The sequence below is a fragment of the Neisseria sp. HMSC064D07 genome, assembly GCF_001837185.1.
In the GTDB taxonomy this organism is placed as follows: domain Bacteria; phylum Pseudomonadota; class Gammaproteobacteria; order Burkholderiales; family Neisseriaceae; genus Neisseria; species Neisseria flavescens_C.
This window is the reverse complement of sequence record NZ_KV831653.1, coordinates 96,274-109,799: the sequence shown is the minus strand read 5'-3', so window position 1 is coordinate 109,799 and position 13,526 is coordinate 96,274. Positions and strand designations below refer to the sequence as shown.

The following is a 13,526-nucleotide window of genomic DNA, read 5'->3' as shown; positions in this document are numbered from 1 at the left end:
GGCTTTTTTGCAAAGGTCTCAGGCCGTCTGAAATCCTATTTTCAGACGACCTTTACTTATTCACCTTCAACTTATTGCGGTTTTTTCTGCTCTTCGCGTACTTTGTCCACCAGTTGGTCAATCGTGGTCATGCCGGACTGCCAGTCTTTAAATTCGACTTGGTATTTGCCGCCGACGATAACGGTTGGTGTACCGCTGATTTGGAATTTATTGGTCAACTCTTCCATTTGAGCCGCACGCGCTTGGCTTTCGGGTGCTTCAAATGCAGCCAATACTTTTTTGCCGTCAAACGCCGTTTGCTCGGACAGCCATTTTTTCAGGGTATCGGTATCGGCCAAGTTGATTTTTTGGTTAACCATCGCATCGAAAATATGGCTGTTGGCTTTATCTGATTCTCCGGCCATTTCCACTGCGGCCGCCAAACGTGCCAAAGGTTTCATTTCATCACCCCACACGACATGCTCCCGGCGCATATAGGTATCGTCTTTAAACGTTTTGATGTGCTCGCTCAAGACAGGCTCAAGATGGGCGCAATGCGGGCAGAAGTAGCCGAAAAATTCCAATACTTCGATTTTGCCGGCCTGCTGTTGCGGAATCGGATTGGACAATACGGTGTAATTGACACCTTCGGTCAATTCGGCAGGGGCTGCCGGAGCAGATGCGCTGCTTTGGGCGCTGTCTGCCGGAACGCTGGTTTCCGCCTGTTTGCCGCAAGCGGCCAATGCCAACAGGGTCAATGAAGTCAAAGCTAAGGTTTTCAGTTTCATAGGTATCTCTTTACATTCAAATCAATCGGCCAATTTTATGGCATTTTGTTGAAGGCGTGTTCAATTTGAGTGAAAAAATGTGTTTAGTTTTATTTCAACCTTTATAAAAGGCCGTCTGAAATATGGCTTAGATCATAGCCTTATTTTCAGACGGCCTTTGCCTGATTTCATCAGAAACGGTAATTTACCCGGGCAGTATAGCCGCGCGGATTACCTGGCATGGCATCCGAACGCCAATATTTTTGATTGAGCAGATTGGCCGCGGCAAAGGTAACGTTGACGTTTTTATGGTTCCAGCCAAGCATGGCGTCAACTCGGGCAAAGCCTGGAAGCGTAGTCACTTCTTTATTTCTTGAGTCGTAACCGTAGCGTTTGCCTGTACCGGTTACGCCGATTTCGCCGTAGAGGTTTTCGGTCGGGGTATAACGGAAAAACAGGTTGCCGGTAACGTTGCTGGTGTTATTCAAATGGATGCCCACTCGGTCGGGATTTTCTTTGTCTTCAACGACTTTCGCCTGCATCACGCCCAACGAACCGCGCAGATAGAGTTTTTTGGGAATGATTTGCCCGATGGCGGACAATTCCACGCCGCGCGAACGGTGTTTACCGCTGACTGCCCAAGTGTAGGGATCATTTTGCGCGTCGGGGCGGTAGCGGATATTGAAGCGTTCGATTTGGTAGGCGGACAACGTAGTGCTGAGGCGGTCGTCCAGCCAACTGCTTTTCACGCCGGTTTCGTATTGGCGGGTGTACTCGGGGTCGGCGTTGAACACGGCAGCAGACGACGTGTCGATACTCAAATAACCGCCGCGTCCGCCATAAGGCGCGAAGCCTTTGTTATACGAGGCGTAAAGTGTGTGAACGGGGTTGATGTTCCACACTGCGCCGATGTTGGGGCTGAACGAGTGGCCGCTGTACTGGCGGCTGCTGCCGGTGAGTTTGTTTTCGGAATTAAAGGTGTACTTGTCGTAACGGCCGCCGAGGACGAATTTCAAATCGGGCGTGGCAGAGAAGATGTTTTGCACAAAGATGCCGTAGGAGTCGGCTTTGTGGCGGTTTTGGGTAAGGACGGGTTGCAGCCTGCCCGAAGCCGGCCAGCTTGCGCGGTCGTAGGGGTTGATGGAGGCGGAAAAGGTGCGGCTGTAACCCAATGTCGGGTTGCGGTGTTCACGGCTGTAATCCATGCCTACGGTCAGGTGGTTTTCAAAACGGCCAATGTTGTAGTCGCCGTTGAGCGTGAAGTTGGATGACAGGGTTTTGTTGTCGGTCTGTTGCCAAGCGTAGTTGCGTTTGATTCGGCTGCCGTTTTCGCTGCCTGCATAGAAATGGTCGAAATCCTGCTCCGCCGTGCGGTGGGCAAGCTGCCATTGGGCGCGCCATTTGTCGTTGAAGGCATATTCAAGGTCGGAACGCCAAACTTGCAGCTTGTCTTTGACAAAATCGTTCGGGTGGGCAAAACCCATGCTGTAAGGCAGTCCGAAGCGGTCATACACGAACTTGGTCGGGCTGCGGTCGGGTGTGCGCTCCACATTGTCGTAGGTGTATTGCCCCGTCCATTTCAAGCCGTTGTCGAGTTTGACGGTAATGCTGGGCGAAACCATGACATTTTTGCTGTCTATGCCGCTGCGGAACGAATTGGCGCGCCCGACTTCGCCGGTGAGGCGGATGGCGACGTTTTTGTTCAGCACTTCGTTGATGTCCATATTCAGGCTGCGGTTTGCCCACGAGCCGTAAACCGCACCGATGTTGCGGCTTTGTTTGAAATTGGCGTATTTGCTGACCATATTGATGACGCCGCCACCGTTGGTGCGCCCGTAAAGCACGGAAGACGGGCCTTTCAGGATTTCCACGCGCTCGATGTTGGCGGTACTGCGGCGGACCTGTCCGCTTTCGCGCACGCCGTCGCGGTAAATATCGGATGCATCGGCTTGAAAGCCACGCAGGAAAATGCTTTCGCCGCGCATATCGTAGGCAGCGTCGATGCCGGCGTTGCCTTCGAGGATGGAACTCAAATCGTTCGTACCGTAATTTTTGTTTTTCTGGATATTGAGCGTATCGACGGTTTGCGGCGTTTCTTTGATGAGCTGTCCGTTGCGGGTAACGGCGGCTTCGTCGTAGTTGATGTAGCCTTTGAGTACACTGGTATCGGACTGTCCGACCACGGAAACGGTAGGCAGAGTGGCGGTGTAATGTTCACCATTGTCCTGCGTATCGGCAGCAGCGACAGGGAAGGAAGCAATAATCAGCGTGGGTAATAAAGCCAAATGAAATGGTATTTGCATTTTTATACTCAATTTAACGAAACAGCTGAATTATATTGCCTCATAAAAGAAATGAGAATAGTTTCTTTTAATTATATTTAACATGATATTTGCAAATAAAGACCGCCTGAAACTCATATCGGTTTCAGACGGCCTCTCTTCTTGATAGACACTTCTAAACTATTTACTTAACAACATTTCCTGCATCAGCTTCATGCCCCATTGCCAGCCGCCGAGTGCGCCGTTTAACCGGCCGGAATGCGGCGATTGAAGCAGGCGTGCATGCCAGCGGTCAGCCTGTTCTTGCGCCCAATCGCGTGGTGTGCCTTTTGTTTCGGCGATGATCAACGCCGTACGGCAAGGACAGCGGACGCGTTGGAACGTATGGATTTCGTCTTCGGGAAAAGCTTCGGGACGCGGCGAGACCAAAATAATATTGGTCAGGCGTTTTTGCGTCAGGATGTCGGCTTGATACAGCCATGCCAAAAATGCGGACACGCCGGCACCATGAGCCACGACGGCAATATTTCTGCTGACGATATGGTCGAAGGCCGTCTGAATGGCGTGTTGCCATTCGGAAATGGTTTGCCGACTATCGGCTTCGGCGGTTTGAACAATCGGATAGCTGACCGCCCAGCGGTCTATCCACATTTCCGCTTCATCCGCATCGCGTATCAGAAACAGTGCCATTTCTTCGAGTTCGAAGCTCTGCATTTCAGACGGCCTATTTGAGCAAGTCGTTGAGTGTAAATGCAATCAGCAATGCGGCTGGCACGCTGAGGATGGCACAAGTTGCCAGACAAAGTACGATGTTGGCAATCAGCCGCCAACCCTTCCAAGCAAAGCATTTGGCCGCAATCAGCAGGCAAGGCAGGGAAAACAGCAGCCATACCAACGCCCACGTCGGATTGGCCTTGGTCGGCGCAACCCAGCCGGACATCCGCGCCAGCATAAACACCGCCCACACCAGCATAGGCAGCACAAATGCCGCTACGACCCACGCCGCGCCTACGCCGGTTTTACCGTTTATATTCCAATCATATTTACCAAAAACCTTATTCGGCAACATAGTCATACTCCACAACTAAAGGGGCGTGATCCGAGAATTTTTCGTCTTTATAAACATGTGCGGAAACCGCTTTGGCGGCCAACTCCGGCGTAACCATCTGATAATCGATACGCCACCCGACATCTTTCGCATACGCTTGTCCGCGGTTGCTCCACCATGTATAGCCTGGCACATCCGGATAAAGTGTACGCCACATATCCGTCCAACCGAGCTTGTGGATGACTTTGCCTATCCATTCGCGTTCTTCAGGCAAGAAGCCTGAGTTTTTCTGATTGCCCTTCCAGTTTTTCAAGTCGATATTTTGGTGGGCGATATTCCAGTCGCCGCAGACGACGATGTCGCGCCCTTCGTTTTTCATGGCTTCGAGCATGGGATAGAACGCGTCCAAAAAGCGGTATTTCACTTGTTGGCGCTCTTCCGCGCTGCTGCCACTGGGCAGGTACAGCGAAATTACCGACAACTTGCCGAAATCGCAACGGACAAAACGGCCTTCTCTGTCAAATTCTTCAATGCTCATGCCGATTTGCACATTGTCGGGTTTGCGTTTGCTGTACACCGCCACGCCGCTGTAACCGCGCTTTTCGGCGCAATGCCAGTAGCCGTGCATACCGTGCGGATTTTTCATATCGTCTGACAGGTCGGCCTCTTGAGCTTTCAGTTCCTGTACGCAGACGATGTCGGCACCGGAAGCGGCGATGTATTCATAAAAACCTTTTTTATAGGCGGAGCGGATGCCGTTGACGTTGGCAGAGATGATTTTCAACATAAGATTTGAGTAATTTTTAAAAACGGATAATAGGATTGAGGTTTTCAGACGGCCTGCAAGTCATAAACAAATACTTTGGAATTGCGGCCGTTGGCATTGTATTCCTGCCGGCGTTCGGCAGGCAGATCATCGGCTGAGGCCGTCTGAAAGCCCCGTTCGACAAACCATTCGCCCGTGTGCGTGGATAAGGCGAAAAGCGTTTTGATATTTAAGGCGCGTGCTTTTTGAAACAGATGTTCCAACAACAATTCGCCGTAGCCGCCGTCACGCGCTTCGGGCGACACCACCAGACAGGCCAATTCGCCGCAATCAGGCTCGGCAAAGGTTTTCAGCGCCACGCAGCCGTAAATGTTTTGATCGTGTTCCAATACGGAAAAACTGGAAATATGGTTTTCCAAATACTCGCGGCTGCGGTGTAACAAGATGCCTTGTTCCGCCAAAGGACGGATTAAGGCGATGATGTGCGGAATGTCGTCGCTGCGTGCCTGACGGATGGAAACAAACGGCTCACGGGCAATAGATGTACCACTGCCCTCGCGGGTAAACAGCTCACGCAGCAGGCTGCCGTCTTCACGGCCGTTGAGAATCTGCACCCGCGATACGCCGTTTTCCAACGCGCCTACCGCCGCATGCAGCAAATCGGCCGGCGCATCGGGATTGTCGTGTATCAATTCCTGCACTTCGCCGACAGACAAAGTATTGGCCAACGAGCCGTCGGCACGACGAATACCGGCTTCTTCGGTCAAGAAAACCAGTTTCTCCACCTGCAAAGCCATGGCCACTTCCTGCGCGGTTTCGCACATACTCAGATTGAAGGTTTTGCCGCTGTACGAATGCCCCAAAGGACTGATTAGCACCACCGCGCCACTGTCCAAGCGCAAACGGATTTCTTCCGCGTCGATTTTGCGGACGGTACCGGTATAGCCCATGTCCACGCCGTCGATAACGCCCAACGGACGGGCGGTAATAAAGTTGCCGCACGCGATAACCGGCGGCTTGCTCCGTTGCTGTGCGGATACGCTGCTGAACAAGGCGGCTTCCACATCGCTGCGGATAATCCCCGCCACCTGCTTCACTTCCATCAAAGTCGCTTCATCGGTAATCCGTCGGCTGCCGCTGTATTTCGGAACAAAATCCCGACCCGAAGCTAATTTATCGAGCAAATGCCGCGAACCGTGTACCAAGACCAAACGCAAGCCCAAGCTGGCCAACAGGTTCAAATCTGCGGCCAAACGAATCAAGGTTTCGCCTTCCAACAAGCTGTCGGTCACGCCGACCACCATGGTTTTGCCGCGCAAATATTGAATATAGGGCGCGGCTTCGCGAAAGCTGGCGACAAAATGGGCGCTGGCACTCATAGCAAGGCAAGATAAAAGAGTTGCATAATCAAAACCGTCAGCGCAATCAGCGATGCCAACGTCCAGTTGAAACCGTCCTTGCGCGTTTTGACCGCCACCTGCTCTTCCGCCTTAGGCTCTTCCTTGAGCGCGCTGTTGAGCAAATCAGAAATTTCTTTGCGCGAGAGTTTGGAATGTTTGAGGATTTGCGCGCCGATGTTATGCACGAGGCGCACATCCGTTACCGCCACAGGCAGATGGGCCGGATCGGCCGGCAGGTTGCCCGACAGATAATCCTTGGCCTTAAACATCCCCGAACAACGCGTGCAGACCACGAAACCCTGCGCCACGTTCAACTGGGCATCTTTCACCCAATGCGGTGTTTTACAATGAGGACAAGAACAAGCAGGCATGAGTATTTCCGTAAGTGTATTGAATCAAAAATATATTTTAGCCAATGCTTCAGGTCGTCTGAAAACTGTTTCAGACGACCTGAGCATGATGTTATGGTTTAAACCGCACCGTAACGTTCGCGATAGGCTTTGACCGGCTCGAAGAAGCCGCCAAATTCGGCATTGTTTTGCAAGAGCGTGAACAAGTCGTTCAGGTTGGCAATTGAAACCACCGGCAGGCCGTATTGTTTTTCAACTTCCTGTACCGCCGACAATTCGCCCGTGCCTTTTTCCATGCGGTCGAGCGCAATGGCCACTGCGGCAGGCGTTGCGCCTTCGGCCTCAATCAGTTTGACCGACTCACGCACGGATGTACCGGCGGAAATCACATCATCGATAATCAGCACGCGGCCTTTCAAAGGCGCGCCTACCAACACACCGCCCTCGCCGTGGTCTTTGGCTTCTTTGCGGTTGTAGGCAAACGGTACGTTTACGCCTTTTTCCGCCAACATCATCGCTGTTGCCGCCGCCAAAATAATGCCTTTATAGGCTGGGCCGAACAGCATATCGAACTTCACGCCGCTGGCAATAATGGCTTCGGCGTAAAACTTCGCCAGCTGCAAAGTCGATGCGCCGTCATTGAACAAACCGGCATTGAAAAAATAAGGCGACTGACGGCCGGCCTTAGTCGTAAATTCACCGAATTTCAACACGTTTTGTGCCAAAGCGAATTTGAGGAAGTCTTGACGGAAATCGGACATTTGGGTTCTCTCGAAAGATGTTGATTTATCAAAGAAACGATTATAAAGGATTCATGCGGAAAAATCAGGCTGTCTGAAAACAGGTTCAACCCTGCTTTAAACCGACTTGCCCTATTCCCTTTCAAACCTACAAGGCGGCATTACCGTTTTATCCCAGCAATCAAAACGGATTATTCCCGATGATACGGATGGTTGTGCAAAATCGAAACGGCGCGATAAAGCTGCTCGGTCAGCAAAACGCGCACCATGCCGTGCGGCAAGGTCAGGCTGGAAAGGCGCATCATCATATTTGCCTGCTGCTTCAAACGGTCGGTCATGCCGTCTGCGCCGCCGATAATAAAGCAGACGTGTTCGCCGTTTTGCTGCCAGCCTTTCAAATGTTGCGCCAATTCGACCGAAGTCGGCGCTTTGCCGCGCTCATCCAATACCACCAAAAACGCGCCCTGCGGTATGGCTTCCAGCAGGCGTTTTTCTTCAGCCGCCATGCCCTGAGCCGCATTCACACCCGCGCCGCGTTTCTCTGGCTTGATTTCTTTCAGCGCATAATTGACATCGCGCCCGAAGCGTTTGGCATACTCGCCGACGGCTTCATCCACCCAACGCGGCATTTTCGTGCCGACAGCCAAGACGGTGATATTCATGGAGTATCCTTTTGTTATCGAATTGTCGGTTGGATATTATGATCAAGCAAGTTCTCAACCTTTTCAACCCATGAACCAATACCCGCGCAACCGACTGAAAATAAAAGGCCGTCTGAAAGCCGAATGTATCCCGTTCGGCTGTTTCAGACGGCCTTTTAATGATTAGCAGTGAACCAGTGTACCTTCGTTTTCGCCGGTTACCACGCGTTTGAGCGAGCCTTCTTTAGCAATGCCGAATACCACGATATTGAGTTTGCGTTCGCGACAGAGGGCGAAAGCGGTGGCATCCATCACTTTGAGGTTTTTCAACAAGGCTTCGTCAAAAGTAATGGTTTCGTAGCGTGTTGCAGATGGGTCTTTTTTCGGGTCTGCGGTGTACACACCGTCAACATTGGTGGCTTTGAGCATCACGTCGCAGTTCATTTCCGCGCCGCGCAATGCGGCGGCAGTGTCGGTCGTGAAGAATGGGTTACCGGTACCGGCGGCGAAAATCACGACTTTGCCTTCTTCCAAATATTGAATGGCTTTAGGACGGGCGTAAGTTTCAGCGATTTGCTGCATAGACAGTGCTGATTGAACACGCGCTTTGATGCCCAAGGTTTCAAATGCATCTTTGAGTGCCAAGGCGTTCATAACGGTCGCCATCATGCCCATGTAGTCGGCAGTGGCGCGGTCCATGCTGCCTGCTTGTGCAGATACGCCGCGGAAAATGTTACCGCCGCCGACAACGATACCGACTTGCACGCCCATTCTCACGATTTCGGCAATTTCGCCGACAGTTTGAACGATGGTATCATGATTGATGCCGAATGGATCAGAGCCCATCAGGGATTCGCCGGAGAGTTTCAGTAATACACGTTTGTATTTAATTTGCTGTGTCATGGGATACCTTGCTTTCTTGAATGTCGTCGGTCGGAGTTGGGCCGTCTGAATTTCAAACGGTCGGATTACAATGATATGGTGTGTCGTTCTATTATTGTTTTGTTTTCAGACGGCCTGAATATTCGGTCGTCTTAAAATAGGTACCGTAAACGGTTTTCTCAAAAAAAAGCACCCTGATTCGTTTGGAATCTAGGTGCTTTCTTTTTCATAAGTGCCTTACACTTTAGCAGCGGCAGCAACTTCGGCTGCGTAGTCAACAACGGCTTTCTCGATACCGTCGCCTACTTTGTAGCGTACGAAGCTAACCACTTCAGTGCCGTTTTCTTTAGCGAATTGGGCAACAGTTTGGTCAGGGTTCATCACGAACGCTTGGCCGTTCAGAGTGATTTCAGCCAAGAATTTGCGGATACGGCCTTCAACCATTTTAGCGGCGATGTCGGCAGGTTTGCCGGAAGCGATAGCTTGCTCGGTGTAGATGTGGCGTTCTTTTTCAACGGTTTCAGCATCTACTTCGGCTTCGCTTACGCATTGTGGTTTAGCGGCAACGATGTGCATACCGATTTTGCGTGCTACGTCTTCAGAGCCTTTGTACTCAACCAATACGCCTTCAGTAGCCAAAGCACCGTGGATGTAGGCAACCAGTTGGTTGGCAGTGTCGATCACTTGGAAGCGGCGAACAGACATATTCTCGCCCAATTTAGCGATGATGGCTTTGCGTTCTACTTCAACCAGTTCGCTCAGCTCTTCAACAGAAGCCGGTTTTTTCTCGGCAGCAGTTTTAGCAACGAAGTTGGCAAATTCTACGAAGCCGGCGTCTTTAGCAACGAAGTCGGTTTCGCAGTTTACTTCAACCAATGCGCCGACATTGCCGTTGATCGCGTAAGCCAATACGCCTTCGGCAGCAGTACGGCCAGCCAGTTTACCGGCTTTCGCACCAGATTTAATACGCAGGATTTCTTCGGCTTTGTCGAAGTTGCCTTCAGCTTCAACCAAGGCTTTTTTGCATTCCATCATGCCCAGGCCGGTAGCGGCGCGCAGGTCGGCAACCATTTTTGCAGTAATTTCTGCCATTTTGAATCTCCTAGATTTTTGGGAACACGGCCATTGCCGTGTTTGGAAATAGTGGCCGTCTGAAACGGATTTCAGAACGGGATTTGAGAAAAGGGGCATAACGCCCCCTCTTCTGTGTACCGAATTACTCGGCAGCAGCTTCTTGGGCAGCGGCTACAGTTTCTTGCAGCGCTTGGTTTTTGCCTTCCAAAACTGCGTCAGCGATGCCGCGGCAGTACAAGCGGATGGCTTTAGCGGAGTCATCGTTACCAGGGATAACGTATTTCACGCCGTCAGGGCTGTTGTTGGTATCGACTACGGCGATAACAGGGATGCCCAATTTTTCAGCTTCAACCAGAGTACCTTTTTGGTAGCCGGTATCGATAACGAAAATCGCGTCAGGCAGGCCTTTCATGTTTTTGATACCGCCCAAAGAACGTTCCAGTTTTTCAACATCGCGTTGCATTTCCAGAATTTCTTTTTTGTTGAAACCGCCTTCAGCAGCGTTTTCCAGGGCAGCAGTTTTTTCTTCCAGGCGTTTGATGGATTGCTTAACGGTTTTGTAGTTAGTCAGCATACCACCCAACCAGCGGTAATCAACGAAAGGCATACCGGCACGGGTAGCTTCTTCGCGGATAATGTCGCGGGCTTGGCGTTTGGTACCTACGAACAATACTGTACCTTTGTTGGCAACCAGACGACGTACGGCTTCTTGCGCCTCTTGGAACATCGGCAGGGTTTTTTCCAAGTTTACGATATGGATTTTGTTGCGCGCACCGAAAATGTATTGGGCCATTTTCGGGTTCCAGAAACGGGTTTGGTGACCGAAGTGAACACCGGCTTCAATCATCTGACGCATAGTAATTTGAGACATGTTATTTCCTTGAAAGGGTTAAAGAGCACACATTCAATCGCATAGAACTTGATAGGCGGCGCCTATTGTCAAGCACCCTTCGGCGAAAGTGGGCATAAGTTTTAAAAAAATAAAAGCGTGTTTCCCAAATGGAAAACTGACGGATTATAGCGGATAAGAGGCCGTCTGAAAAGGGATTTCATACCTTTCCGTCCTGTTTTTCATCCGTCTGTACCGCCTTTTGGCGAGCCGCTTCAAACTCCGCCTGCTCCTGCCGTTTCATCAGGCGGTTGCGGCGGCGGATGGTCACGACAAAGACCGTGAATACAGTGGGCAACACTGCCCAAAAAACCAAATAAATCAACGCGCGCGCAATACTCGGCTGCGCGGCGGAAAACATCACGGCAACAAAAAGATAGCCGATGGCGACAATGTGCCACATCGTGTGCGTCCTGTTTGAATGTTAACAAAATCGTTATAATCGCAACATTCTACCGCAATCCTGAAAGGCCGTCTGAAAATGAGGAATCCCGAAAAATCGGCATTACGCAAACAGTTCCGCCGCGCACGCGCCCAAATGAGCGCAGACGAGCGAAACGCCGCCACCGAAACCATCAACCGCCTGCTCAAGCCCTACATCAAAAAAGGACGGAAAATCGGCGTGTATTGGCCGATAGGCAAGGAATTGCGATTGGACGGCTTTGTCCGTGCCGCACAAAAACGCGGCGCAAAACTCTACCTGCCCTATATCGAACCGAACACGCGGCGGATGTGGTTCACCCCCTACCCTGCCGACGGTGCCAAACAAGAACGCAAACGCGGCCGCGCCAAATTGCATGTCCCCCAATTCACCGGCAAAAAAATCCGCGTCCACCAACTCAGCCTGCTGCTGGTCCCCATCGTTGGCATCGACAAACGCGGCTACCGCCTCGGACAAGCCGGCGGCTATTACGACGCCACCCTCTCCGCCATGAAATACCGCCTGCAAACCCGAACACTGGGCGTAGGCTTCGGCTGCCAACTGACCGACACACTGCCGACCGAACCCCACGACATCCCCCTAAACGGCTTTGTCTCCGAGCTTGGCGTATTGAAATTCAGACGGCCTCGATAGGATAATTATCGGTTTATTAAAATGATAAAAGGCCGTCTGAAACCTGATTTTTGGGATTTCAGACGGCCTTTAATTTTATTGTGGCTCTTGTTCAAAACTGAGAACTTGAAAAGTGTTCTTCAAAACAGATAAAACCTCATCTATTTCACAATAATGACCGAAAGATCGGTTTTCAAAGAACCATTTATTTATTTCTTTTTTCCAATAGTTATTATCATGAGGTTCTAGTAATGTAAAACGAGAGTCTTCAATTTTACTATGTAAAATTAACATCACTGCAATAACATCCGCATATTTGTATTCTGTATAAGGTTTTCGCATATTTGGCCAAGATTGAAGATTAAATAATTGAGCAAATTCTCTAGCATCAGTTCGATTTTTATTAATATTGTCCATTAAATTCGGATAAAAGCAGAAGACAAATACACCAACCACACTTAACAATCTGTAAGCCATAGCCCACTCAGCACTAAATCCATGATTCAAAGAGTGATATATCTCCAAAAATCGGACTAATCGTTCCGTTTCTCTAAGCGATAAATTATTCCGCTCTACCATATCACTGATAAGATTCAGAATTGCTCCCTGTCCAATTAAACCTCGCAATTCACCAGCCATACTGCTGTTTCGTATCAATTGCTTGAAATATTCAATAGCAACCAAAGCCCGCTCTTCCTCAAATCGAGCTACAACCTTCTCTGGCAAGGCAAAGCTATATTTTAAAAACTTATCCAAGTATTTTTGCGCATCCACTTCCGCACCATACCGATGATTAATCGCCGCACGCAGTTGTTTGGTATTCGTTACCAACACAACTTTAACGTTTTCGACATCAAAGACGTGTTTGATAACTTCCAACATATCAACCGCGTAGTCGGGACGACAACGGTCAAGTTCATCGATAAACAGGATAATCGGTTTGTCCGCTGCCAATTCTTTCAGGCAGGCTTTGAGCGTTTCCAGATTTTTTTCCGCTTCAATTTGCTCTTTCAGCAAGGCTTCGACGGTTGCATCGATGGTATGGCTGGCGATTGTGGCAGCGGCATCGGTTACGGTTTCGGCCAAACTGTCTGCATCTTGGCCGTCATTCATTATCTGTTGGAATTCTTCTGCCAAATCGTCTGTATTTTGCTTTAGAACATGACCAACCGCTGCCTTAGCAACGGTTTTCATCACGAATCCTGCGGCTTTCGCGACTTTCCTCGTAATATTTTTGCGCTGTTCAGACGGCTGATCGCCAGTATCTTCAGGCGTACATGCTTTAATGATTTCGGCAAGCAATGCCAGCAGAGGCTCTCCGCTGTGGTCTGAACGGAAGGCATCGATATAGACGGGCTGATAATCGGGATGTTGCTGCTGCATGAGCCGAATCAGTTTTTGGCAAAATTCGGTTTTGCCCATTCCCCAACCACCGTCGATAACCATAGGAGAAAGGTCGATGGGCGATGTCAACAGCCTGATGATGTTCTCGGCTATCGGCTTACGGTTAAATTCATCATGTGTAGCAAAAGTTTTTTCTAAAGATTGAGTTTCCATATTATCCCTTTGTCTGTCATAGGTTTTGTGTAACGTATTTTACTCTGTCATCAGTTTTTATGTTTTTGTTCTTTTAAATTCAAAAAGGCCGTCTGAA

15 protein-coding genes are annotated in these 13,526 nt (G+C 50.1%); 1 reads left to right on the top strand and 14 read right to left on the bottom strand.

Annotated elements, in window-relative coordinates; all coding sequences use genetic code 11:
- Window positions 1-71: 71 nt before the first annotated feature.
- The 13 genes from HMPREF2608_RS02210 to HMPREF2608_RS02150 all read right to left on the bottom strand — a co-directional run bounded on the left by HMPREF2608_RS02210 (window position 72) and on the right by HMPREF2608_RS02150 (window position 11,221).
- The gene (locus HMPREF2608_RS02210; RefSeq protein ID WP_070825828.1) at window positions 72-767 is read right to left on the bottom strand and encodes a thiol:disulfide interchange protein DsbA/DsbL; all 696 of its coding nucleotides are present in this window, start codon (window positions 765-767) and stop codon (window positions 72-74) included.
- 170 nt (window positions 768-937) lie between these two features.
- Window positions 938-3,049, bottom strand: coding sequence for a TonB-dependent receptor (locus HMPREF2608_RS02205; RefSeq protein ID WP_070825827.1), 2,112 nt, complete (start codon window positions 3,047-3,049; stop codon window positions 938-940).
- 159 nt (window positions 3,050-3,208) lie between these two features.
- Window positions 3,209-3,742: an alpha/beta hydrolase gene (locus tag HMPREF2608_RS02200; RefSeq protein WP_070825826.1), complete on the bottom strand. Its 534-nt coding sequence runs from the start codon at window positions 3,740-3,742 to the stop codon at window positions 3,209-3,211.
- A 10-nt stretch (window positions 3,743-3,752) separates the two neighbouring features.
- On the bottom strand, window positions 3,753-4,097 hold the full coding sequence (locus HMPREF2608_RS02195; protein ID WP_049330844.1) for a hypothetical protein: 345 nt from the start codon (window positions 4,095-4,097) through the stop codon (window positions 3,753-3,755).
- The gene (locus HMPREF2608_RS02190) at window positions 4,084-4,863 is read right to left on the bottom strand and encodes an exodeoxyribonuclease III (RefSeq protein WP_070825825.1); all 780 of its coding nucleotides are present in this window, start codon (window positions 4,861-4,863) and stop codon (window positions 4,084-4,086) included. Before HMPREF2608_RS02190 ends, HMPREF2608_RS02195 begins: the two co-directional genes overlap by 14 nt.
- Window positions 4,864-4,907: 44 nt before the next feature.
- Window positions 4,908-6,221 (bottom strand): amino-acid N-acetyltransferase, encoded by a 1,314-nt coding sequence (gene argA / locus HMPREF2608_RS02185; protein ID WP_070825824.1) that lies wholly within the window; start codon window positions 6,219-6,221, stop codon window positions 4,908-4,910.
- Window positions 6,218-6,613, bottom strand: coding sequence for an MJ0042-type zinc finger domain-containing protein (locus tag HMPREF2608_RS02180; protein ID WP_036493714.1), 396 nt, complete (start codon window positions 6,611-6,613; stop codon window positions 6,218-6,220). Before HMPREF2608_RS02180 ends, argA begins: the two co-directional genes overlap by 4 nt.
- Before the next feature lie 98 nt (window positions 6,614-6,711).
- Window positions 6,712-7,353, bottom strand: a complete 642-nt coding sequence (pyrE, locus tag HMPREF2608_RS02175; RefSeq protein ID WP_003682682.1) for an orotate phosphoribosyltransferase — start codon at window positions 7,351-7,353, stop codon at window positions 6,712-6,714.
- Between the two features lie 170 nt (window positions 7,354-7,523).
- Window positions 7,524-7,994: a 23S rRNA (pseudouridine(1915)-N(3))-methyltransferase RlmH gene (gene rlmH, locus HMPREF2608_RS02170; RefSeq protein ID WP_003682681.1), complete on the bottom strand. Its 471-nt coding sequence runs from the start codon at window positions 7,992-7,994 to the stop codon at window positions 7,524-7,526.
- 162 nt (window positions 7,995-8,156) lie between these two features.
- Window positions 8,157-8,876 (bottom strand): UMP kinase, encoded by a 720-nt coding sequence (gene pyrH, locus HMPREF2608_RS02165; protein WP_003708812.1) that lies wholly within the window; start codon window positions 8,874-8,876, stop codon window positions 8,157-8,159.
- Window positions 8,877-9,092: 216 nt separating this feature from the next.
- Window positions 9,093-9,947: a translation elongation factor Ts gene (tsf, locus tag HMPREF2608_RS02160; RefSeq protein WP_070461228.1), complete on the bottom strand. Its 855-nt coding sequence runs from the start codon at window positions 9,945-9,947 to the stop codon at window positions 9,093-9,095.
- Window positions 9,948-10,071: 124 nt separating this feature from the next.
- A complete protein-coding gene (gene rpsB / locus HMPREF2608_RS02155; RefSeq protein WP_002230071.1) occupies window positions 10,072-10,800 on the bottom strand; it encodes a 30S ribosomal protein S2 in 729 nt (242 codons plus the stop codon).
- A gap of 178 nt (window positions 10,801-10,978) precedes the next feature.
- Window positions 10,979-11,221 carry a hypothetical protein gene (locus HMPREF2608_RS02150; protein ID WP_004520263.1) on the bottom strand — a complete coding sequence of 81 codons (243 nt, stop codon included), beginning with the start codon at window positions 11,219-11,221 and terminating at the stop codon, window positions 10,979-10,981.
- A gap of 78 nt (window positions 11,222-11,299) precedes the next feature.
- Here HMPREF2608_RS02150 and HMPREF2608_RS02145 point away from each other — a divergent pair, with 78 nt between their 5' ends.
- The gene (locus HMPREF2608_RS02145; RefSeq protein WP_070825822.1) at window positions 11,300-11,893 is read left to right on the top strand and encodes a 5-formyltetrahydrofolate cyclo-ligase; all 594 of its coding nucleotides are present in this window, start codon (window positions 11,300-11,302) and stop codon (window positions 11,891-11,893) included.
- A 75-nt stretch (window positions 11,894-11,968) separates the two neighbouring features.
- Here the strand turns inward: HMPREF2608_RS02145 and HMPREF2608_RS02140 are convergent, their stop codons facing one another.
- On the bottom strand, window positions 11,969-13,429 hold the full coding sequence (locus HMPREF2608_RS02140; RefSeq protein WP_070825821.1) for a KAP family P-loop NTPase fold protein: 1,461 nt from the start codon (window positions 13,427-13,429) through the stop codon (window positions 11,969-11,971).
- Between the last annotated feature and the right edge of the window lie 97 nt (window positions 13,430-13,526).

Bases quoted from the DNA above. Each gene is read 5' to 3' on its own strand.
- HMPREF2608_RS02145 (WP_070825822.1), top strand. From the start codon at position 11,300: ATGAGGAATCCCGAAAAATCGGCATTACGCAAACAGTTCCGCCGCGCA.
- argA (WP_070825824.1), bottom strand. From the start codon at position 6,221: ATGAGTGCCAGCGCCCATTTTGTCGCCAGCTTTCGCGAAGCCGCGCCC.
- rpsB (WP_002230071.1), bottom strand. From the start codon at position 10,800: ATGTCTCAAATTACTATGCGTCAGATGATTGAAGCCGGTGTTCACTTC.
- HMPREF2608_RS02140 (WP_070825821.1), bottom strand. From the start codon at position 13,429: ATGGAAACTCAATCTTTAGAAAAAACTTTTGCTACACATGATGAATTT.
- pyrH (WP_003708812.1), bottom strand. From the start codon at position 8,876: ATGACACAGCAAATTAAATACAAACGTGTATTACTGAAACTCTCCGGC.
- pyrE (WP_003682682.1), bottom strand. From the start codon at position 7,353: ATGTCCGATTTCCGTCAAGACTTCCTCAAATTCGCTTTGGCACAAAAC.
- rlmH (WP_003682681.1), bottom strand. From the start codon at position 7,994: ATGAATATCACCGTCTTGGCTGTCGGCACGAAAATGCCGCGTTGGGTG.
- HMPREF2608_RS02200 (WP_070825826.1), bottom strand. From the start codon at position 3,742: ATGCAGAGCTTCGAACTCGAAGAAATGGCACTGTTTCTGATACGCGAT.
- HMPREF2608_RS02150 (WP_004520263.1), bottom strand. From the start codon at position 11,221: ATGTGGCACATTGTCGCCATCGGCTATCTTTTTGTTGCCGTGATGTTT.
- HMPREF2608_RS02180 (WP_036493714.1), bottom strand. From the start codon at position 6,613: ATGCCTGCTTGTTCTTGTCCTCATTGTAAAACACCGCATTGGGTGAAA.
- tsf (WP_070461228.1), bottom strand. From the start codon at position 9,947: ATGGCAGAAATTACTGCAAAAATGGTTGCCGACCTGCGCGCCGCTACC.
- HMPREF2608_RS02195 (WP_049330844.1), bottom strand. From the start codon at position 4,097: ATGTTGCCGAATAAGGTTTTTGGTAAATATGATTGGAATATAAACGGT.
- HMPREF2608_RS02205 (WP_070825827.1), bottom strand. From the start codon at position 3,049: ATGCAAATACCATTTCATTTGGCTTTATTACCCACGCTGATTATTGCT.
- HMPREF2608_RS02190 (WP_070825825.1), bottom strand. From the start codon at position 4,863: ATGTTGAAAATCATCTCTGCCAACGTCAACGGCATCCGCTCCGCCTAT.
- HMPREF2608_RS02210 (WP_070825828.1), bottom strand. From the start codon at position 767: ATGAAACTGAAAACCTTAGCTTTGACTTCATTGACCCTGTTGGCATTG.